This window comes from Nostoc sp. DedVER02 (assembly GCF_034530675.2).
In the GTDB taxonomy this organism is placed as follows: Bacteria; Cyanobacteriota; Cyanobacteriia; order Cyanobacteriales; family Nostocaceae; genus Nostoc.
Genome location: NZ_JAVRCP020000002.1, coordinates 6,549 through 28,328, shown reverse-complemented (window position 1 = coordinate 28,328; position 21,780 = coordinate 6,549). Strand labels below are relative to the sequence as shown.

Annotated in this window: 11 protein-coding genes; 2 read left to right on the top strand and 9 right to left on the bottom strand. The window is 40.2% G+C overall.

Going from position 1 to position 21,780, the window contains the following annotated elements; all coding sequences use genetic code 11:
* The first annotated feature begins 162 nt into the window (after nt 1–162).
* The gene (locus RMZ41_RS04190; RefSeq protein WP_322645239.1) at nt 163–1,347 is read left to right on the top strand and encodes a patatin-like phospholipase family protein; all 1,185 of its coding nucleotides are present in this window, start codon (nt 163–165) and stop codon (nt 1,345–1,347) included.
* Nucleotides 1,348–2,020: 673 nt separating this feature from the next.
* Here the strand turns inward: RMZ41_RS04190 and tsaE are convergent.
* Nucleotides 2,021–2,482: a tRNA (adenosine(37)-N6)-threonylcarbamoyltransferase complex ATPase subunit type 1 TsaE gene (gene tsaE, locus RMZ41_RS04185; protein WP_322645240.1), complete on the bottom strand. Its 462-nt coding sequence runs from the start codon at nt 2,480–2,482 to the stop codon at nt 2,021–2,023.
* A gap of 214 nt (nt 2,483–2,696) precedes the next feature.
* Entirely contained in the window at nt 2,697–4,085 is a 1,389-nt protein-coding gene (locus RMZ41_RS04180) for a gluconeogenesis factor YvcK family protein (protein WP_322645241.1), read from the bottom strand.
* A gap of 174 nt (nt 4,086–4,259) precedes the next feature.
* On the opposite strand from RMZ41_RS04180, the gene ruvC reads away from it, so the two are divergent.
* Nucleotides 4,260–4,751: a crossover junction endodeoxyribonuclease RuvC gene (ruvC, locus tag RMZ41_RS04175; protein WP_322645242.1), complete on the top strand. Its 492-nt coding sequence runs from the start codon at nt 4,260–4,262 to the stop codon at nt 4,749–4,751.
* Nucleotides 4,752–5,292: 541 nt separating this feature from the next.
* On the opposite strand, the gene mads8 is transcribed toward ruvC, so the two are convergent.
* Genes mads8 through mads2 form a run of 7 tightly spaced genes read right to left on the bottom strand, consistent with a single transcriptional unit; the run spans nt 5,293 to nt 21,723 of the window.
* Nucleotides 5,293–10,782: a methylation-associated defense system ATP-binding protein MAD8 gene (mads8, locus tag RMZ41_RS04170; RefSeq protein ID WP_322645243.1), complete on the bottom strand. Its 5,490-nt coding sequence runs from the start codon at nt 10,780–10,782 to the stop codon at nt 5,293–5,295.
* A complete protein-coding gene (gene mads7 / locus RMZ41_RS04165; protein ID WP_322645244.1) occupies nt 10,779–12,455 on the bottom strand; it encodes a methylation-associated defense system protein MAD7 in 1,677 nt (558 codons plus the stop codon). Before mads7 ends, mads8 begins: the two co-directional genes overlap by 4 nt.
* Complete coding sequence (gene mads6, locus RMZ41_RS04160) at nt 12,455–16,600, bottom strand: methylation-associated defense system protein kinase MAD6 (protein WP_322645245.1); 4,146 nt, start codon at nt 16,598–16,600, stop codon at nt 12,455–12,457. The genes mads7 and mads6 overlap by 1 nt, the downstream gene beginning before the upstream one ends.
* Nucleotides 16,600–18,021, bottom strand: coding sequence for a methylation-associated defense system restriction endonuclease subunit S MAD5 (gene mads5, locus RMZ41_RS04155; protein ID WP_322645246.1), 1,422 nt, complete (start codon nt 18,019–18,021; stop codon nt 16,600–16,602). Before mads5 ends, mads6 begins: the two co-directional genes overlap by 1 nt.
* Nucleotides 18,018–18,659, bottom strand: a complete 642-nt coding sequence (gene mads4 / locus RMZ41_RS04150; RefSeq protein WP_322645247.1) for a methylation-associated defense system protein MAD4 — start codon at nt 18,657–18,659, stop codon at nt 18,018–18,020. Before mads4 ends, mads5 begins: the two co-directional genes overlap by 4 nt.
* Nucleotides 18,656–19,924, bottom strand: a complete 1,269-nt coding sequence (mads3, locus tag RMZ41_RS04145) for a methylation-associated defense system AAA family ATPase MAD3 (protein WP_322645248.1) — start codon at nt 19,922–19,924, stop codon at nt 18,656–18,658. The genes mads4 and mads3 overlap by 4 nt, the downstream gene beginning before the upstream one ends.
* Nucleotides 19,921–21,723 carry a methylation-associated defense system DNA methyltransferase MAD2 gene (gene mads2 / locus RMZ41_RS04140; RefSeq protein ID WP_322645249.1) on the bottom strand — a complete coding sequence of 601 codons (1,803 nt, stop codon included), beginning with the start codon at nt 21,721–21,723 and terminating at the stop codon, nt 19,921–19,923. The genes mads3 and mads2 overlap by 4 nt, the downstream gene beginning before the upstream one ends.
* Between the last annotated feature and the right edge of the window lie 57 nt (nt 21,724–21,780).

Below are 21,780 nucleotides of genomic sequence, written 5' to 3'. Positions count from 1 at the left end.
TGACTTCTCGCTGTATCAGAAATTGCAACTTGAAACCTGAATTTATTTGTAAGCGCCATAAAATTATTTATTTTTATTTATTTACAGCTATTTTCAGGTAAATGTATTCCCCAGAAACTATGCCCAAAAAAATAACTATAGAAATAATCAAGGAGAATCGCTATGTCCTTCAAAATTTTAGCTTTAGACGGTGGCGGTATTCGTGGAGTAGTTGCAGCAAAAATACTTCAACAAGTAGAACAAGAAATTAGAAATCAAGGGAAAGGTAACTTTTTACACGAATACTTTGACCTGATTGCTGGCACTTCTACTGGTTCGATATTAGCAGGAGGGATTGCTGTAGGTAAAGAGAGTGAAGAACTTATTAAACTCTATACAAATAGAGGTAAAGATATATTTCCGCCCAATAGAAAAGATCGCTATAAAAACTTACCATCTATTATCAAATCAATTATTGATGTATTTTCAGAATCTAAATATTCTCATGATGGAATTATTCGCGTCCTTAAAGATGCGTATAAATTTACAAAAATAAAGGATATTAAAAAACCTATTATTTTGATTCTTGCTTACGATACCCTATATCGGAATACAACCTTTTTTACAAACTGTCATCCCGATTTAGGAGACAGATGGTACGATGATTGTTACTTATGGGAGATATGTACCGCTTCTGCCTCAGCCCCTACTTTTTTCCCGCCATATAAATTAGAACCTCTAGATAAAAATAAATTTGGTGATTGGGAATTTCCTCACATTGATGGAGGAGTTTCTGCTAACAACCCTTGTCTGGCAGCATTGAGTCTAGTTATGAGGCTCAGTCAATCTCCACTATCTTCAGTACCTCTAGATATTAAACAAAAATATAAACTGGATAATCTGCGATTAGACGATATTTCTATCCTTTCTATTGGTACTGGTCAAACAGGTGAACCATATCAATATAAGCAAATAAGCAAATGGAGAGGCTTAGACTGGGTACAAAATCTGACTAATATCTTTATGGAACCGACATCTGAGATTGATAACACGATTTGCCGACAAATTATGGGTGGATACGAATCTAAGCGTTACTTACGCCTTCAGTTTGACTTAAATGAGACATTTAAACCTAAGCCAAAAGAGACTTATAAAGATCCTCGGATTGTATTACCTCCAGAAGATCGAAAAAACCGATTTACAGGCAAACAAGTTACTGAAGAAATAGATAACACTAGTCCAGAGATTATTCAGCAGTTAATAGATACTACCTCTGCATTCATTGATAAAGGTCTTACGTACTATACCAGAGACGATTCTGGCCATCCAATAAAAGAAGCGATCGCTTCTTTCATTAAAGATAACTAGTGCATTCACTTATGCGGATTAATGTCAAATAAATATAAGATAAAACATCTCGTATTTCTACGATAATTATGTAAAAATACGAGATGTTTTATTGAAAGTTGTTAACACTGATATTCATTACAGATGTCTAAAATTACTTAAATAGGTTTTTAGACATTTCACAAGTCCAGTATTATTGTGTATAGATTATAACTTTAATTCGGGTATATTGAATATAAGGAAAAGTTAGACATTGATGTTGTTAACTTTTCTCTACTAGCTTTGGCTGCTAAATAATCCTGATTAGTTCTCTTAATGAGAATAGAGAACTAATCAGGTTAAACCAAGCTGACTAAGTTCTGCAAAACCTCTAATTCAACCCAACAACAGTTTACATTTCATTAATTCATACACTATCTAAACCAGTTAAAAAACTGATTATTGCAGCACTAAAGCTACTGTTAGAAAAATTTTTCATTTATTTGGGCTTGAGATAAAAATGTTAGTGATTGACAGTGGTGAGCGTGGTAGTGGCAGATAGAACGAGTGTGGATTTCTCCCTCGACTATTTACAGAAATTTTATTGTGCGGTGTTCAATAAAGTGAGATTTATCGGACTTAAATCGCAGCAACGATCAAATAGTTACTAATTCGTAATTCGTAATTCGTAATTGAAGAATATAGAGCAGTTTTATTAATCATTACGAATCATTTTGAGTTCGTTAATGACACAATTAAATGGTGTGAGTTCGGCTTGACGAGTGCCCCCATCCTCATAAGTTAAACTTACACTTAGATAACTATCTGGCTTGTAGGGCAACCGTTCCGCCCATTCAAGTGCCACAATTCCTGGTATGACTTCAACGCCTTCCCAATAACTTTCTAAGTTTAGGGCTGCAACTTCTTGTGGTTCTAAGCGATATAAATCTAGGTGATAAAGGGGAAGCCGTCCTTCGGTGTACTCATTAATCAGGGTGAAAGTGGGGCTGACAATAGGTTCAACGATTCCCAATCCCTTGCCAATACCTTGAACTAGGGTAGTTTTACCAGCGCCTAAATCACCTTCTAGTAAAATTACACTGCCAGGAGTCAGGGATTCACCCAGATTAATACCTAAGCGTAGTGTTGCCTCTGTATCTGCAAGAAAAATTTTCATAATTTAGGGATTGGGGATTGGGCATTGGGCATGGGGCATTGGGGATTGGGGATTGGGGATTGGTTATTCACTAATGACAAATGACAAATTTTCATCTTCCTTAATTTTGAATTTTGTTAGCGCAGGGTAAAGCCTACGGCATGGCTTCGCTTAGAGCGAGTCTGCGTACTCTGTAAGAGTTGCAAGCTACGCTTTTAGCGTCTCGTAGAGAGCGTCATTTTGAATTTTGAATTCCCCGAAGGGGCTGACCTCTTCCGTACCACCGCAACAATACTTGTGCTAGTTTCTGCGGATTGTGACGGACAAAACCCGTTTCATCTTCATATAAAACATTAGCTGCAACAATCCTTCGCCCTAGCTGAGTTACGGCTTCTCTATCTAGGAAAACGGGGTAGGAGTTTTGTTCGGCGTAGCGGATGAGTGATTGTTCTGAGGGAGATTTTTTGTGGATTAGCACAGCATCAAATAGCCGTCTTTGCCCACAAGCAGCATCAATTGCTCTAATATGATCGGCAACAGTGTAGCCTTCGGTTTCTCCTGGCTGAGTCATGATATTGCAGATATAAATACGGGGGGCATCTGTTTGAGCGATCGCATCGGCAATTTCTGGTACTAATAAATTAGGAATGAGACTTGTATAAAGACTACCTGGGCCAATAATGATGTAATCAGCTTCTTTAATTGCCTTAATTGCTGCTGGTACCGCCGGTGGATTATTGGGAATGCAGCCAATTTTGACAATTTTTCCCCCAGCTTTGGGAATGCTAGACTCCCCCTCAATGCGACGACCATCGGCTAATTCTGCCCAAAGGCGAACATCACTGAGAGTCGCTGGTAGCACTTGTCCCCGTACCGCTAGCACCTTAGAACTGGCTGCAACTGCTTGTTCTAAATCTCCAGTAATATCACTCATTGCCGTTAAAAACAAATTGCCAAAACTGTGACCCGTTAACCCATCTCCAGCCCGAAAACGGTATTGAAACAATTCTGTTAATAACTTTTCTTCGTCTGCTAATGCAGCCAAACAATTGCGGATATCTCCTGGTGGTAACACTCCAAATTCTTGACGCAACCGCCCAGAAGAACCACCATCATCAGCGACGGTGACAATAGCAGTAATATTAGCGCTGTAGGTTTTTAGTCCCCTCAACAACGTAGAAAGCCCCGTACCGCCACCAATTACTACTATTTTCGGGCCTCGGTACAATCGATGATGTGCTAGCAAAACATCGATCAGTTCTTCCCCTCCTTCTGCCCTTAGTACCTTAGTAATTGAGCCGACAGTCCGAGTTTGCCCCCAAAGCACCAACAGCAACCCGCCAAGCAGTACCAAAGGGCCGCTGATATAGTTGGGTAAGAGGTTGGTGATTAGTCCCAGGAAACCCCTAAACAACTCGATCATCCAAAAAATCGGGGTCAGCTTAATCCAAATAGCTAACCCCAAACTCGCCAGCAGTACACCTCCAATACTAATCAACAACCAACGTTTTACCGATAGTCCGGGGGATAACCATTTGAACCACTGGTTAACCCGATAGGAAGTACGAGAACGCGACTGCTTTTGCAGGGCGTTGAGGGCTTGTCTGAGAAAACCAATTGACATACCTGATTTACAGCAGTGCTACAAACAATAATTTACAGAAAATGTACACCACTTGGTTTAAAACATGAGGCGTGAAACTATTATATTTGTCTATCCCATTAGACTAAGAGCTAGCGGTGAAGATTGCCAGTATTTCTAGTTAAACAATGCCTGGGCTTTGTAAAAGTGAATTGAATGGAAAAACGAATTTTAGGATTAGATCCCGGACTGGCAACTTTAGGGTTTGGGGTAATTACCTGTACACAAATTGCTAAGAAGATGCCAGAAACTACAGTAAATATGCTGGATTTTGGGGTAATAAAAACGTCAGCAGATGTAGAAATGGGGCTGAGGCTATGTACCTTGTTTGATGATTTACATACCGTGATGGAGGAATTTCAACCAGATTTGGTTGCGATCGAGAAACTATTCTTTTATCGAATGTCAAGTACAATTCTGGTTGCACAGGCGCGGGGTGTACTAATTTTGGTGTTGGGGCAGCGTCGTCTTCCTTATGTAGAGTTTACTCCGGCTCAAATTAAGCAAGCTTTGACCGGGTACGGTAACGCGGATAAGTTAGATGTGCAAGAGGCGGTAGCGCGGGAGTTAGATTTAGATGAAATTCCCAAGCCGGATGATGCTGCGGATGCTTTGGCGGTAGCTTTGACAGCTTCGTATCAGTTGTAGGTTTTGTAAAAAGAGAATAAAGTTGGAAACTAGAGAATAAAGTTAGAAACCGACTGGCACATCTGTCTTTACTCTTTAGTTTACAGCATTTCCGGCAGCTATGAGGATGTACCTCATAGCTGAAAGGTATGCGCTAGGAGAGGGGAAAGGAGAAAAACTATCTATATTCCATAATAGCCGGAAGCGCTGTAGTGTATAAATTTATAGTTAGTACTTATACTGTGGCTATGGATATAGCCCAATCGAAAAAAGAGAATAAGACTCTTCCATCCTTATGTCAGGGCAAACGCATTATGTCAAGAAAAGGATTTTATTGTCAATAACTTTTAGAATAGTCGCATTAGTAGCAGCTTATTGACATAGCTTTAGCGATCGCTTTGAGTTTGGGAAACTAAACCAAACGAGAAATGCTGATTTTTTCGTTGGTTCTTAAGCTTAGTTGCGATCAAGAGTAATTTAAATGCTTTTGCCCTAGTGCTTATGGTGACAGAAAAATTAAATATCAACTCTGAAATTCGGACAAAAAACCGATGACTATTAACTAAAGATTAACTGCTGTTTTTGTACTACCACCATGCTGAGTGACTCTGGGGCGACACCTGATTTTTACGGTTCCTTTGGTAAATACATCATCACTAGCTTTAGCCGACCAAATATAAGCTTCACCAGCACCTAGATTACTCATATTTTCTGGAGTCAGACTGTTAAGCGATACATTAGCTTTTTGAATGTGCTTTAGCCAAGCTGGTGAATTAAACCGATGCATTATTATGTGTGAGGATAATTCAATGAGGGACGTGGGGACTGATGGTGGATCTTGTGAAGCAACCATTATGCTAGTTCCCTTGTGCCGCATTTCTCGAACTACCTCGATTAGTCCAGCTACCAGGTCTGGGCTTTCTATGTACTTGTGCGCTTCATCAAAAACAACAAGTTTGTTGAATAGCTTTCCATTATGAGTTGCCTCAGAAAGAATTTGCAACAAAACAACGAAGAGTCCCAAAGCTTCGTCTTTTTCAATAAACTCATCTCGTAAATCCACGATAATTAAGCGACCAGGACGAACAGCATCAGTCAAGCGACGGCTATCATCAATGTATTCAGCCGCAAATTCTAATCTAGTTCTGGCTAAATCTTTTAGGTGATCTGATAGAGAAGAGCTTTCTACACCTCGAATAATTTCTTGAAGTGTTAGTTGCTCGCGCAACCTTCTCATAATTTGGTTCACTTGGCGCAAATACATACTTTGACTACCAACAGCACCCATCAAAAATCTCCAGTGTGTAGCTTTGAGTTCTGATGCCGCAAAGGTAAGAGGAAGAACTTCTATATTTGGGTACTCAGCTTTTCTTTCTTCAACTTTTGAAGCGGGAACGAGTATCACAACATCTTTAAGTGCAGCTGGTTCTGCCCCAAATCTTTCACGCAACAAAGTTATTTGAACAGGCTCGGAATTGGGTGAAACCATTGAAGTAAACTCAGGCTTGTAATCTTGGGTTGGACTGTAATGAAAAATTACAGTTGCTAAGGGGCTTGGTAGAATGTTGATATTTGAAATAGGCATACAAGCCATTTCAACAATACTACCTAATGTATAACTTTTTCCTGCTCCTTGAACTCCAAAAAGGCTGATAGTGTGAGTTTGATTCAAGTCTAAAGCAACCTTACGTCCAGATGTCTCTCCTAGAATTCCATACTGGGGGGTTGAAGATTGAACGCCAAGCATTACGTCATAAACCAGTTCCTTTTTAGGTGCTTCATCAGTTTCAACCTCTAATGGTAAAGGTAAGGCAAAATTATCTGGTGGCTGTGAGTTAATAACTTCAACAGATTTTAAGATATCCTGAACCTCTTGTATTTCTTGATTGTTTACTGCGGAAGCTTCTATCTCTCCACTGATACTTGAGGGGATTTCGTAAGAATTTACTGAAGAGTAAACTACTGGAGTAGAAGTTTCAGGATGTTCTTCTTCTAAAAGAAGACTTTGTTGATCATCCATTATCAAATCATCCCAAGTTGTAGAACGTTTCCTTGATGGGACAAGAAAAGCGGCTGATATCAAACGAGGGATTGAATCTGTAATATTCCTTTGCTGTGACTCTTTTATAATATCTTTCCCCTCAGAATATTGAGTGATTTTTACGGCAGGTTTTGCTAAAGCGATCAATTCTTTAATTAAATCAATACCAATACGATGATATTCAATTCCTTGGTCAGATTCCGGTGGTTCCGTGCCTGATTTTTCAAAATCAAAAACTAGCGCACTTCGTGTAAATTGAAGCGTGTAACCATCTTCTAATGTTGTGATTAAAATTCTTGCTTCTTCTGCGGCATCCTTCTCAATTACTTCATAGCGCAAAGCTCGTTCTAAGTAAAATTCAAGTAGAGTCGCAAATTCACGAATTTTTAATACTATGTCTGGTCTTGGCTGTGCCTCAAAGTGTAGGCACAAAACGTTTTGAGATTGATTAATTTGTTCTGCTATTTGCTCTTTTAATCGATTGAAACTGCTAATACTTCCTACCTGGGCATAGCATTTAACTTCAACTAGGTTGCAAACTATAGTTCGAGTTTTAGCATTGAGATCAAAAAGCGCTAAATCTGTACGTTGCAAACTGACTGAGTTACCTAATTCATCTGCTTGCTGCTTCGCTTTTTGAAACAATTCTATATGGGCATCCAAAGGAAGTATAATTTGGTTTGATAATGCTCCTTGGTACTGCAAAAATAGACGAGCTAAAGCTAGTCCAAGAGCTTCTGCTTGTTGATTAGCAGATGAGATTAGTTTTAATGCTAGTCGTCCAGAGAGCGATCGCAGTTGTTCAAGAATAACCCTTGCATGACTTCCTTCAGCTTCTAGTCCATGTTGCTCTAAAACTTGCGACAAAACTGATTCCAGTTCTGATAAAGAGCGCGAAGTAACGACCAATCGATGTCCAAGACTAGCGGTAGTATTAGGAACATAGTCAACTAAGTAAGGTGGGCGATCGCTCTGACCGCCGTGGTCGAAAAATTCAATGCCAATATTACGATCAATGGTGAAAACCCAATCACAGACATTATGAATATGGTGTAATAATTCCCGTTGTTCTGCATTTAGACCTAACGTTACCACTGGACGATTTTCAAAAGCTGGTACCCCTGTAGCGACAGTAGCGGTTGCGCCGGACATTATTTTAGGCAGATCAGCCAATAAATCAATCAAGTTTTCTGCACCAACAACAGAACGCGCTTGGCCATGACGGGGTTGTCGCCGCCAGAAAGTACCACTCTCATTATCTTGAAATTCGACAACAAAGTCTTGAACTAGACCATGTAAAGATGTAATCTCTTTCGAGCGGAAGGGTGGTGCTGAACCGATTTCTTTTGCAGGAAATAAATCTACTAATATACTGATGTGAGCTTGATATTTATTTTTTGATTCTGGGTTACGAAAATCATTAACGGAATGAACTGCCAGATTTAATTTGGGAAACAAGTAATTTCCGCTAGACGTAGAAAAAGCATCAACTAGCTCTGACGTTACGCTGGAAATTGGTGTAAGGAGTTGTTCTATGGCTTCACCAACTCCAGGCGCTTCTGGATCAGGGACAAATAAGCGAATGTCATACCGTAAATCTCTAAATGCTTCCCGCTTTTGCAATAAAATAAGGGCATCTGCAAGAACGGTGGCACGACCTGAGTTAAATGCATTAATACTAAGCGTGCGGATGTATGGATTTTGTGCTAAATAACTTTCAATCCGAGAAGCTAAGACATCAGCATTGACCGCAGCACCAATGGTAGGTTCTGGTAGTCCTAAAGCAGCACAGACTTCCCCTAGCAAGCCCCGTGTGTTTTCTTCGGTTGATGGAGCATACAGCGACCAGAAGGGATTAATATTATCAACTGTGATAAAAACTCTGCCGTCAGTTAGGGGCAAAGTTGGAGGTACGTTTAAAGGTAGAAACCCCTGTAAAATGCCATCTCTTGCGGAAACCACATATTTTTTTTGTCCATTGTAGGTAGCAGCAACCCAAGATTGTGCAATTTGACTCCATGTTGTCAGCCATAAGGCACGTAGCGGATGGGTTGATCCTAATAATATAGCTTCCCGTGTTTGTCCACGGAAGTCTGTAATCTCCAAGCGCACTGTGTCTACCAACAATACATTTTTCAAGTCACGGAGAGATTGCCAGTCTGAAGCATTGCTTTTTTCTACTTTACGGCACAAGTCAACTAACAGTTCTCGGTATGCCGCAGCGTACTCATAAGCAACGTCTTTCAAAGCAATAAAATTAACCGCCTGAGAAATAAGGTTTTTATCTCCCGAAAGAATGTCGGCGAAATAATCAGCACGGGTTGATAAAAAACTTGATGCTACTGCTGATTTCGGAAAATCAATAATATCTGTTGAGGGCGAACCAACTTGGCCCATTTTGACCTGTAGTTTCCAACCTACAGGACTCTGTGGGGATGTTAATATTGCAAGTTCTAAATCCCTTAAGCATTGCGCTATGGGGATACGAAATTTGCCGTCACGACCAAATTTTACTTCTAAAGCTTCTTGGGCTGTGCTGCGAGTTTTGCTACTTTTTTCAGCCCAAACTACATCTTTGAGGGTAACTACATTGGGATCACGACCCTCGGCGATCGCCTTAAACTGGAGTCTTAGTTTTGCGTGTTCTAAGCTAATTTCTTCAGAAAACTTGATTTCTGGTGGTTCTGCATCAATTTCAGCATTGGGAAGTACATAAAATAATTCACTTTCATAAGGCTTTATCTGGGCAAGAGTTGAACTATTCTCTGGTTCAGCTAAAGGTATTGGATCATCATTCTCTGTCCAAGGTAAAACCCTAACAAAATGCCAGCCTTCTTCAAATTCAAATTTATCGAGTTTATCTAAAGTAACATTTTTATTTTGGCTTCTTGTTTTCCATACTTTAACTTTTTTAGCACTTCCAACAGTACAACCATCTTGCGTCATAATTTGGACAGTAAAGTGGTCTAACCCCTCTATTTGCTGAGGATGGGGGTCTACCTTAAACTCAACTTTGAATTTTTTTTGTTCTTTGGGAACTAATACTTGTTGACCAATTAGGCTTTGTAAACTTTGATTGGTTTCATCATCTTTTACAAAACTTAGTCCAATATCCAAAACTTCTATTAAGATTTTATCAGGACTAACATATTCCTGAAACTTCCATTTGTCAAAAGATATATCCCAATTTTTGCGGTTTAATATAACTTGCTTAGTCCACACGTATGGGTCTTCTACACCTACTTCAACTAAATATTTATTTAATTTATTTTGAACTGATTTATCAGCTAACTCTAAATCTAAAACTCTACCCAAAATCGATTTGTCAAAATTTAAGGTAAGCTTTTTCATCGATTCTAAATTCTTGCGAATTTTGAAAGTGGTATTTGTAGGTTGATCAAACAAATGAAAATCTGGAACCAAACCCAATTCATACAATGCAGCACCAAGGGTATCCCCAGCAATCCCATTTATAACTGCGGTTTGCAAAAAACGCGCTTGCTTTACTGCATTAGCCCAACGCCATTTCTCTTGGGTTAAATACTTCAAAATTTCTTTAATATAACCTTGTAAAGGTGTCGGAACTTGCTGAATGAGTTTCTGAACTAGTTGCTGATAAACATCAGCCAGAGAAATTTCTTCAAACGACGCAACGTTGAAGGAATCTTCTGCATTTGTTTGCAGATTTGATGGTAAAAAGATAAGTAATGGTGGTCGTAACGAACCATCAGGTAAAGGGTTACGTAGTTCGATTAACTTGGTAGACGAAATATATAAATCTGGGTTGTCAGTATTTTGTCCGTTACCATTCAAAATAAAAACTTGCGCTTCTGGAACTTCTCGACGCAAGCTGCGCGTCAGTATTATCATCAGATGTGAGTCCAAATCTGCGACTCGCATACAATGACCTTTACTGCGTGAAGCAAGAATATCTCTCAGGCGCGGTAACAATAATGATTCTAAAGCTTGAGTTAATTCCTCATGCTGAAGCTCTTTAAAATCTTGGCTCATTTGTTACCTCTGGAATTCTCAGTATTGATAGTATAACGAGGAGTCACTGTTTGGGTAACATAGGCATCCGATAGATCTTGGAAAAATCCAATTTCTCGCAGACGAGTCTTGAAAGCTGTAACATTTTTCCGCAGTGCCTGCTGATCTACAATGCTGGGTTGTCCGAAGCCATCAGCAGGAGGTAAACGATCAATGTAGAGACCATAGCGATCGCGCAGAAATATCAGCAGTTCATCAACCCTAATTTCACGGGTCACAAAGCTTGTTCTGTTGGGTTCTAAAACAGCAATTTGCAATAGTACTTCAAGTAATCGACTTCCTAAAGCAAACCAGCGAGGGCTGTTAGCACGAGATTGACGTAGCAAGCCCAAATCACTATTTTTTAGGAAAAAAGAATCCAAGCATTTGGTAATAGCCTCCCTATGACTCCTGCCTTTTAAAGCTACTATTATTTCTATAAAAGTATCAAATTCTCCCAAATTCATATTAATAATGCGCTGCACTTCTGGAGGAATTGAAGATTCTGCTCCTCCTTCCTGATATCTTTCTATAAGTCCCGTTAATCTTGATTTAAAATAATCCTCCCGTTCTTTATTCTTAGAAGAATGCAAAAGTTGTAAAACTTCTCCAACAGAGAAATAATTTCCAGCAGGTGATAACTTGTTTCTTTTTCTTAAATATTCAGCCATTTCATCTAATTTTTTGGTGATGAAATGAGCTTCAATATAAGTTGGGATACGACGGTAATGGGTATCTGCACTTTGACGACCTAACTCTGTCATGTGAGAATTGGTAGGGTCGCCCATATCAACCAGTAGCCCAATACGGTGCGGACAATCACCATGTGGTGAAGATATTCTAGGTTTTACCGGACAGCGATCGCACGTTGGGTCACTTCCACGCCGCTTTACTAACGCTGGTAAAAGTTTCATCAGGCGCAGGTGGTACAGCCCTAAGTGGAATGACAACAGCGTTTTCAGGTAATCCACCAGAACTGATCGAGGCATATAACTTTCATAGGTTAGCAAACGGAGAATATCATCTGCTAGCAAGTCTGCTTGACCAATACAAAGGGGTGAGTATCTCTCAAGTTCTTTGGAACGGTCTTCAGCGTCTTTTTTGACTTGCTTATCAAAATGTAGAATTGCCTGAGTTTCTACATCAATTCTTTGGTCTGAAACTAAAATACGGTCAGTTTGTTGGTCAAGCCCAGCAAAAATAAAATCCTTCAACGCATCCCTTGCAGCTTGACCCAAACCATTACGGGCATGATAAATCATCCAATAAATTTGCTCAGATGAACCATGATCTCTAGCGTGTTTTGTATTTCTATATTTGTATGCATTACCGTGTAGTGGTCGAGGCGATACAACAGCTTGGTTTGATTTTCCTCGATTAACTAAATCCAATAAATCAGTTTCTAGCCACTTATAAACGATATCTTGATGAGCGGCAAAGCCAACAAACTTATCCTGATTTTCTTCTTCGATAAAATCTTCTAAAAATTTATCTATAGTCAATATAGTGCTGAAACTTCTAACTCTACCGGGATAGCCATCAAATTTCAATCTAGGAAAGAAATTGAGTAAAGCCCTGTCGATTTCAATATGTGTGTAGTCAACATAAGTTATTTTGCCAAGTGCAAAGGCTTTGTCTTTTTTATCCAGTTCCATTAAATTCCCTCTTGGACTTGTGTCAGCGATAAATTACCAACTTCATCGCGGCTGATACTATAAAAGTCTTGTCCGGTTTCTGTGAGTAAAACTTCTTGATAAGGGGCTGAAGCCAAGATATTTTTGAATACAGCTAAACTCCGGTAAAGCCCCTGTTGTTCTTCAATACTGGGACGATAACCCGCATCAAGTCTTTTCAGCATCTCATATACGTCCAAGTTTATACTTAACTCTGCATCATGTCTCATTGAAAAATGATACTGAAGATAGAATGCTTGTGGCAAAAATTCTATAAAGCGAGTAATTCCCCCAGCTTCACCAAGTTTAATGCCAAAACTATTACTATCAAATATACGGTAACTGCGGATAGTACCGTTGTTGACTTGGTGAACTCGTAGGGCTAGTTTATTGCTAAGACGAGATGGATTTCTTAGCCCTTCGCCCCTGTTGATAGCTCGTAAGAGAGGTGGCACTTCCTTGGCTAAGTCTTCCTCTGCTGTTACTAGCCTTAGAAAATCTTCAAAATAAGAATAAGGTAGCATTTGCTGCCATCCTGAATCTCGGCGTTCAAAGTATTGCCGCCGTCGTAGCATAGCTATATATTTCTTGTATGCTTTTTGACGATTGTCTTCAATTTTACCTCGATAGTCACGAGGTAGTTCTTCAAATGTCTTTTGTAACAAATGGTCATCATTGCAGCTGCGGTCTGAAAAATTAAACCGCCCCATTTCTTTAGCACCGGGTTCTAAAAAGGCAAAGCTGCGGTCAAGGCTAGGATTGCTGGTTTCTCCAACATCAATTTCTTGTAGCAGAGAAATTAAGCGATCGCCTGAACCTTCCATACCTCCCATCCAAGAATTAAAGTAAAATCCATCAAGGATGTGTTGTCGTGCTTCAGGGGTGCTTTGGCGATACAATTCGTGAACGCCGTCGCAATCCCTTGTTCCTGCCAGCATAAAGGCTAAGGCTGAACGCAAATCCCGCAAGGTAATATGCAAGCGTCCGCGTAGGTGGCTGATAGTATATAGGGTTTTAAGCCTTTCAATCACCTTCGGGCTTGCTGTCCCATCCATGAAGGTGCGGGCATTGTGGTAAATGTAACATCTTTCTTTTAGGTCGCAACTACCGCAAGCTTCCCAGAAACGCGGTTCAGTCATGCGGCGAATTAATCTATCAAAAATTGAGTGATTTTCTTGCCCCAAATCGGCGACAACTGACCGGATATTGAGGTTGATGACTGCAACACCGTTTTCTGGATCTGCACCTTTTATGCCATTTTTGACTATTTTGGCGAGTTTGGGAAATCGACTTTCATGTTCAGATAAAAAGTCAACTAGGCGACCTTCGTTAATTGCAATTAACCGCGTTTCGTTGGTTTGCCAAGTTTGTGCATTTGACCCTTGGAAAGGTGCTAAAAATTCTAAAAGTACCTCGTTATTAACTTTATCGCCTTCGTCTTGGCTACCGTCATAATTGGTAAAGAAAGTTCGTCCTCTTATTTGGAACTCGGAACCGTTTAATCCTCTTTTTAATTGGACATTTTCTTTATCTTTTGCATATTTTTCTAATTGCTGAATAAAGGCTGTTTTACCATCACCTGCGTTCCCAGAAATCATCACCAGGCTAAACTCACCTGCTAAAATTGCAGGTTGCAATGCTTGGTCTAACAGTGTAGGGACATAAGTTAACTCGCCTATTTGATCTAATCCTCTGGTTCCTGCATTGGTTTGCTGACTTTGGCTGTACAGGGTAAGCAAATGGCTAACAAAGGGATTGAAATTAGGTTTAGAGGTATCTGTTAAGGTCGATGGTAAGGATTCAGTTGTTAACAGAGTGGGTTGGGAAATCTTTCTTGGGTGTTTGATTGCATCCAATGCTTCGCCGAATTCCTTAGCAGAAGAAAATCTATCAACCCTGTAGGGAGAAATAGCCTTCATCAAGAATTGTACTAATTCGTCACTCAAATCCTTAGACGCAGTAAAATTTCGTGGATCGTGGGGTAGTTTATCTCGCCTTAGTTTGGGGTCTTGGTCGTCGAAGGGATATTTACCTGTAATACACTCATAGAAAGTAATCCCCAGTGCATAGAGGTCGCGATCGCTTTTTTGGGCTTGATCAATTTGGTCTAAATCTAGAGTAAGGTCAAAATCTGGTGGGATATACGCCCTAGTTCCACCGCCTGTCATGCTTTCATCCCGTTCTGAGACAGCAACGTTAAAGTCAATGATCCGAACTCCCTTGTCTGTCAGCAGCAGATTAGAAGGCTTGATATCTTGATGGTAAACACCATTTTCGTGCAGATGTGCCAACCCTGCGGCGGTTTGTAGTGCAATTTTTACAGTGTCTTCCAAGGAAAGGGCTTCTGTTTCTAGAAGCTTTTCTACATCTTCACCATCAATGTAATCAAATAGGATGTATGGTGTATCATCTGGAAATTTACTAGCAAAAATAACTTTGACAATATAGGGATGTTCAGGAATATTTAGGAGTGTTTTGTATTCTCGTACTAAACGCTGATAAATTGATTGCTTGTCGCGGGTGATAAGTTTCATTACTAAATCTCTATCTCCCATCGAATCAAAGACTTTGTAAGCTACCCCAAATCCACCCTGGCCAAGACGCTTTTGGATAATAAATTGATTACCAAGAAGATATTCTGCTGGTAAATCTCGCAAATCTATTTCAGCTAAAGATTTAGGGTTCTCCCCTGTATTGGGTGTTGGGGGTAGCACTGGTGATTTTGGTGTGATGATATTGTTGAGTTCAACCAGTGTAACTGCTGCACTTATAAAGCGGTCTTCAACGTCAAAAGCGCAAAGTTTCTGCAACCATTCATCAATACCTGCTGGGAGGTCTGGTTTATAGGAGGATGGTTTTTCTGGGAAAATAGCATCGCAGTCAAAAACCTGTGAAATATTCTCAAAAGCCGTTTGTCCTGTTAATAATTCGTAAAAGACCAACCCAGCCGAGAATAAATCTGAGGCGATACTGGCTTCGGTGGGGTCGCGGTAACATTCAGGTGCTTGATAGTTATAATCAAGCTCGTCTACAATATCTCCTGCAATTGTACTGCTGCGGTTTTTTGTCACTCTCGCGTAGTCAAAAGCAGTTAGCCGCGCATTCCCATCAGGAGTAACTAAGATAGCATCTACAGTCAGGTTGCGGTGAATAACCTCGTATTTATGGGCGTGGTCAAGGGCTGAGAGAATATCCCGTATTATGCCAATTTTTTGGTCAAAAGTAAGTGCTAAATTCGGTTTTCTGATGTGTTGGCTGAGGGGTTCTCCGGGGATATCTTCTATAACTAAAATGAATTTATCTTCTGCTTCAGTGGGAAAAAATTCTGTTAATTTCAATATATTCGGATGACCAGGCATTTGCACCATTGAGCGATAAGCATTGCTAATCAGATTGCGTTGGCGATCGCGGATGCTATGCTCTTGGTAGGGGTCAACTTCATAAACGCGCAGTCGGGCTATTCCGCCGCGTTTACCGAGAAAAATATGCTTGGCGCGGTATTCTGTATATTTATCTGGGGTTCCTCCCAGTTCCTCTTCTATTTGCCATTCACGGTAAATAGTAGGCGCAGACTTGGGACGGGCTTTCCCTACGATTGCTTGTTCAATATTGGTGTGAAAAGAACGAATATCCTGTGAACGATGGCTAGGAATATGACCTTTGCCTTTGAAATAAGTCAGGCATTTTTGATTGAGGTAAGTGATATCATCCTCATCAGAACTCCCATGAGCATCAACATGAGAGTTAGGGGCTGTCATTAAAATTGCAGCGTGGACGTGAATTTGTTTGAGGTCTGTTTTGGTGGGAAAAGCATCACAGATTAAAGATTTGATAACCTTAGCATTTTGTCTGCACTTTGCTACTGGCGCACCAATATTACCTCGTCCTTCTGGATACCATTTTGAATTATAAATATCAATCAGTCCGGGAATACCTTTAACATCAACAATAAAAATGCTGTGAGGGGCGATGATGGCTAGGTCAATTTCATATTTTTCTTTGCCTTGGGGAATTTCAAAGTTATGGATAATTGTGTAAGTGTCAGGTAAGTTATCGCGGAGAAACTTAATTGCTTGGCGTTCGGAGTCGTTGACAGGTTCACCAATACGAATGACTTTAGCAACCATCAAACACCTCCCTTATCAATAGTACTTTCAACTATTTTTACTGCCTGAGCTTCTATTTCAATAGCCTTAGCTAAATCTTCCCAGGCATTAAAGACTGGTTGCCCAATTGATTGACGAGTTTTTTCATCTGGCCAAGGGATGATAACTTGTTCTACGTGTTCAGAAACTACTCTGGGAATACTGTAACCATACGCTTGTCTTTTAAGAAGTCTTTGACCATAATTACTTCTGAAATAAGCATAGATGTAGCCAGCATCGACCTCATTATGTGGAACTAATCTGAATACATCATCAGCACAGAACATTCCATCAAGATGTGAGTTTACTAAAATTGGCCATCCAAATATTCCATTAAGTTGTCCTGCTGCTTGAAAAACGATCCAACCTTTTTTTAGCAAGTAAGTTTCAATATCTTTAGATTTCTTACTAACAAATCTCTCTGGCGATGGACTCATTCGATAAATATCATTTCCACTTACAAAAGCTGGCCCATAATTTTCTGATTCTACCCACTGTCTTTTAAAAATATTTGGCTTAAATAGATTTTGAGTAACAGAGCTATGAGCAAGAGTTAGAATATCGCAGTTAGCTTTTGTAATCGCCTTTTCTGCTTCTAGTGCTAAAGGTGAATGAAAAGCACCATCAAAGCGCATTCTTAGAGAGCTAGAACTAACCCCTGCTACTAGAGGTTTAGATATTTCATGTAAATCTGGTAATCGAGGTAGCTGTATTTTATTTTCTAATATTTTATCTGACTCATACAAAATATTTAATGCTTTTGTTCTTTTAACAGAAGCTTCTTTAATTAATTCATGTACTATTTCTTCAATATCTGCACCTAATCTTGGCACTGGTAAATCAGCGATATGATGAGGCTCAATACTTTGAATTATTGAACCATAAGTTCCTGAGATAACAAGAGGAACTCCGAATTTACTACTGAGATAAGCATATAGATAACCTGGCAAAATCTTGTTAGCGTCTGCAACAACCCGCATAAAATGCTGTGAACCCGCCATCGCTCTCATCTCAGAACGGGAATAAACCATTCTACCTATAGTTCCAGAGCAAGTTATCAAAGTCCATCCTTCATCAATTAGTAATTCTGGATGTGCAGCTACTTGTTTTTTAGATAAAAGAGGTAGATTTGATAAATCTGCTGTCAGAATATCTGTACTGCCAAGAAAAGGAATACCGTGTTCTGGGTCTTCAACATAATTACGAGCAAATCTGGGGCCATTAAAAATCCCTTTCATTCCTCCTTTTGTAACTTCATGCAAAGGTTGTTTCTTGGCAGAGAGCTTTTCCAGTATCACCTTTGCTTCAAAAGCCCCTGAAAGATACGGGTTACAATCCAAACGCCGCCCGTTATTTTCCATCCAAGAGGACATTACTGGAAAGTCTAGCTTGGTAGTTTTCATGCTTGACCCTCCTCAAATGGAAACCATTGCTGCATTTTAATGCACAACATTTCAAATGCTGTATCTGTACATCCTTTGACAGAGACTTTGCTGGTTATATTTTTATAAATAGCTGATGAGCGAGGAGTTCTTGAGAATTTCAAAGCATCTTCAACAGCTTTCTTCGGGTCAGCAGGTTTCAACGCCGAAGCATCCCATAAACCTTTTTGTTCTAACCACTTTTTTAAAGAAGTATCTTGTTTAAATCGGAAAGCTTCTTCTACGTTGCGATTATCCTGTAGTATCCAAATCTCTAGTTCTGGGTCAATTACAATCACTGCACAATTCTCTTCATCCCAACCAGTTTCAATAAGATTTTCCATAATATTATTAGAAATTCTTTCTACCCCAGGCGACCCATCCCAAGCATTATCTAACACCACAACAGCATAGCGATGAGTTTTTTGGTAAAGGCGAATTAATTCATGGGCGCGGTTATACACACCTGGGTCACTACCGGCTTCAACAATAATGTCCTGTTGTGGGTCGAATGCAAACTGCCGAATTCCCAAACTTCTATGGAACTGCTTTCTTGTCAAAAAACCCGTAAAAGCTGCTTCCATATTTTTATCAGCCAGCAAAAAGATACAATCTCTCATCCCAGTACCCCTGCTGCAAACAGGGAGCCAAGGTCAATACTTCCCTGCCAATCTTGTAAACGTGGGTGTTTATTTCCGGGAATTGCCTCTGCACCATTTTCTTTACTACTTCGCATCACAATCACTGATTCTAGTTCAGTATATGCCAACACTACAGGTGAATGTGTAGATACCCAAACTTGGGAATCATACACAGAACTTAAAGATTGTAATACTACCTCAATTGCTCTGGGATGAATACCATTTTCTGGTTCTTCCAAAAAAATTAGACTATGCGGTTGAGGCAGATAGGGCAAAATAGTCAGTGCCAAAATATGCAGGGTTCCGTAAGATAATCCTGAAGAAGTAACAACATGATTACCCCAATACGTTAATTTGAGGTAAGCATGATAATCCTCTTCACGTTGAATGGCTTTTATTGTCACAACATTAGGCAAAGCCATTTTGACGTGTTCTACCCAAGACTTAAATAAATCTGGCTGTTCTTGTTGCAAATTCAGCACTAACCAAGGCAGATTATAACCATCTTTACGCAAAGTTTTAGGCTGACCAGGCGGACAAGCTTTCCGCAGCACTGACCAACTTGGTTCATAACGCATTACGCCTTTTTCTAAAAGATTTCTGAACCAAATAGATGCAGAAAACTTATCAATATCATTGGGTAAATTTGCTAAAGCTAATTCTTGAGGTTCGAGTCGCAAGTTAATTCTAGAGCGGCTTCGGTCTTCTTGTTTAAAAATTGTTCTTGAACCGGATTCCCGCACAATAATTGTTTGCCAATAACGAGGGCGTTTACCTCCTATTCCCCAGCCTTCTTTGGGTTCAGAAACCTTCTGCGGAACAATATACAAAAATTCATCAGTTACATGAAGCTCAATCTTATTAAAAATTTGAAACCGAATTTCATACCTAATACTCCGAGGATGTCTATTTTTATGTTCTATAACTGTGGATGGTGCATATTTAAGCAATTTAACAATAATTTCTTCAGGCAAATCAGCTTCTATGGCAAAACCAAAATAATTCCCTTTGCCATAATGCAGCAATTCTTGTAAATTTTGCGCTCTCGGACTGCCGCCAATAGAAGGAGATTCCAAACAAGCTGATACTAATCCCTGTGATAGAATTTCGCTTAACAATAAAGGAATATCAAGCAGCGTACTTTTACCGGTGCCATTCGCACCAGCCAAAACATGATATTGACCGAGTTTAATATCAAGCCTTTCAAAGCAGCGATAATTAAAAGCTTCTATTCGAGAAATCATATACCTGGAGTTGGGTATTCTTGGCGGAACTCTCGATATTTTTCGGCAATTACAGGCAGGTCATCATCAAGTATCTTTTCTTTTCGTTTTAAAGAACGTTCAATAATACGTTCCCCAATGCGAATTTTTTCTATTTTCTCTTTCAACACCACAATTTCTTCACCATCAGGAGTCCGTTTATAAAGCGTATTTCCTCGACGGTCAAATCCTACCTTCTCTGCCACTGCCATAAATACAGGATAGTCCGTCTTACCTCCTAAATCTTCAGCCCTAATTTCCTCTTTGGTTTTCTTCTTGAGGAACAGCAAACTTGTGAGGATATTTACATTCGCCTCTACAATAAATGCCTCAACTGGAATATCCACACTAGCTAATACCCAAGAATGACGCAGAATCCACCACCGGATATATTCAGTTCCAGGATTGCCCAAAATGCCATCTGGCAAAACAATCCCCATCCTTCCCCCTGGTTTTAGCCAGTTCAGACAACGTTCAATAAACAACACCTCCGGCGCAACACTACCCTGAAGTCTGCCAGTCCTGCGAAAACTACCATCCTCTGTGCGTTCCCAAGCGTAAGCTAATTCAAACTGCTTGAGTGTATTTTGATCCGTAATCGGAATATCAGAACCAAAAAGCGGATTAGTCAACAACACATCAATTGATTCAAAAGGAATTTCTTTTTTAGCTGGTTCTAAACCGTCTAAATGCCCATTGGGAAAATCTACAGAGTTGATGTGATAAAGATGACCCCTGCCATCTCCCGCCATCACCATATTCATCTGGCAAGCTTTAATTAGAAACGGGTCAAAATCCGCACCAAACACTTGTTTCTCGGCAAACTGGCGCAGGCGTTCATTGACAGACAGAAATTCCTCTGTAGTCTCAAATCCTACTTGCACATTCGCAGCTTCCCGAAACTTCTTCATCAGATGCGCCAGCACTGCCACCAAAAATCCCCCGGTTCCACAGGCTGGGTCTAAAATCCGCTCATTTTCCTGCGGATCAAGCATTGCCACCGCCAACTTGATAATACCCCGTGGTGTAAAGTATTGTCCGCGATCGCCACGCAAATTCGCACCAACTATTTCTTGGTAAGCTCCCCCCTTGGCATCTACATCTGTGCGTGTAAAGTCATACTTTGCCAATTCAGAAACCATAAAAGCAAGGGCGCGGTCAGAAAGGGTAATTTCCTCATTTCCCCTGAAAAGATTGCTGTAATTTTTTTTCACATCCTCAAACAACGGTATAAGTCGGTTGCGGATTTCCTTGCGTCCTTCAGTGTCAAACTGTTCCTTCGGCCCCGCCCAAAATCGCCGTTGACCGCGAGGCGATTTCTGCTCATCGTGCATTTTGCAGAAAATCAGGTATAAAAACTGCCAAAATGCCGCATCTTTGGGCATTCCTTCATTCCCGTGAATGAAATTATGGCAGCGCCGGAAAGCCACACGCAGCATTTCTGGATCAGCCTTGCGGGTACGCGCACTAGAAACTACTTCCTGTGTGTCCAAAGATTCATCAGCAGGGGGCCAATCTCCTATCGGCTCAAATCGGTCTTCAAACCGCGTTTTTTGCTTCTCTAAGTAAAAGAACTCTAAACCATTCGTCCACAAACCATACTTACAGGAGTCAATATGCTCCATGATGGTTTCTAGTTCTTCTAAATCCTTCGCCGCTTGGTCGTAATCTCGAATCCTAACTGCATTTCTGCCGACCTTCGGTTCTTGGCGACAAACCACCACCCGACTTAAATTTTGAGCCTCCCGAAGTTGCCTGATTGTTTCTCCAAACTTGCTCATCCCTCCAATCCTTGTTGTTTGTTATGTAACACTAAACATTTTTGGTCTCAGCCGTCA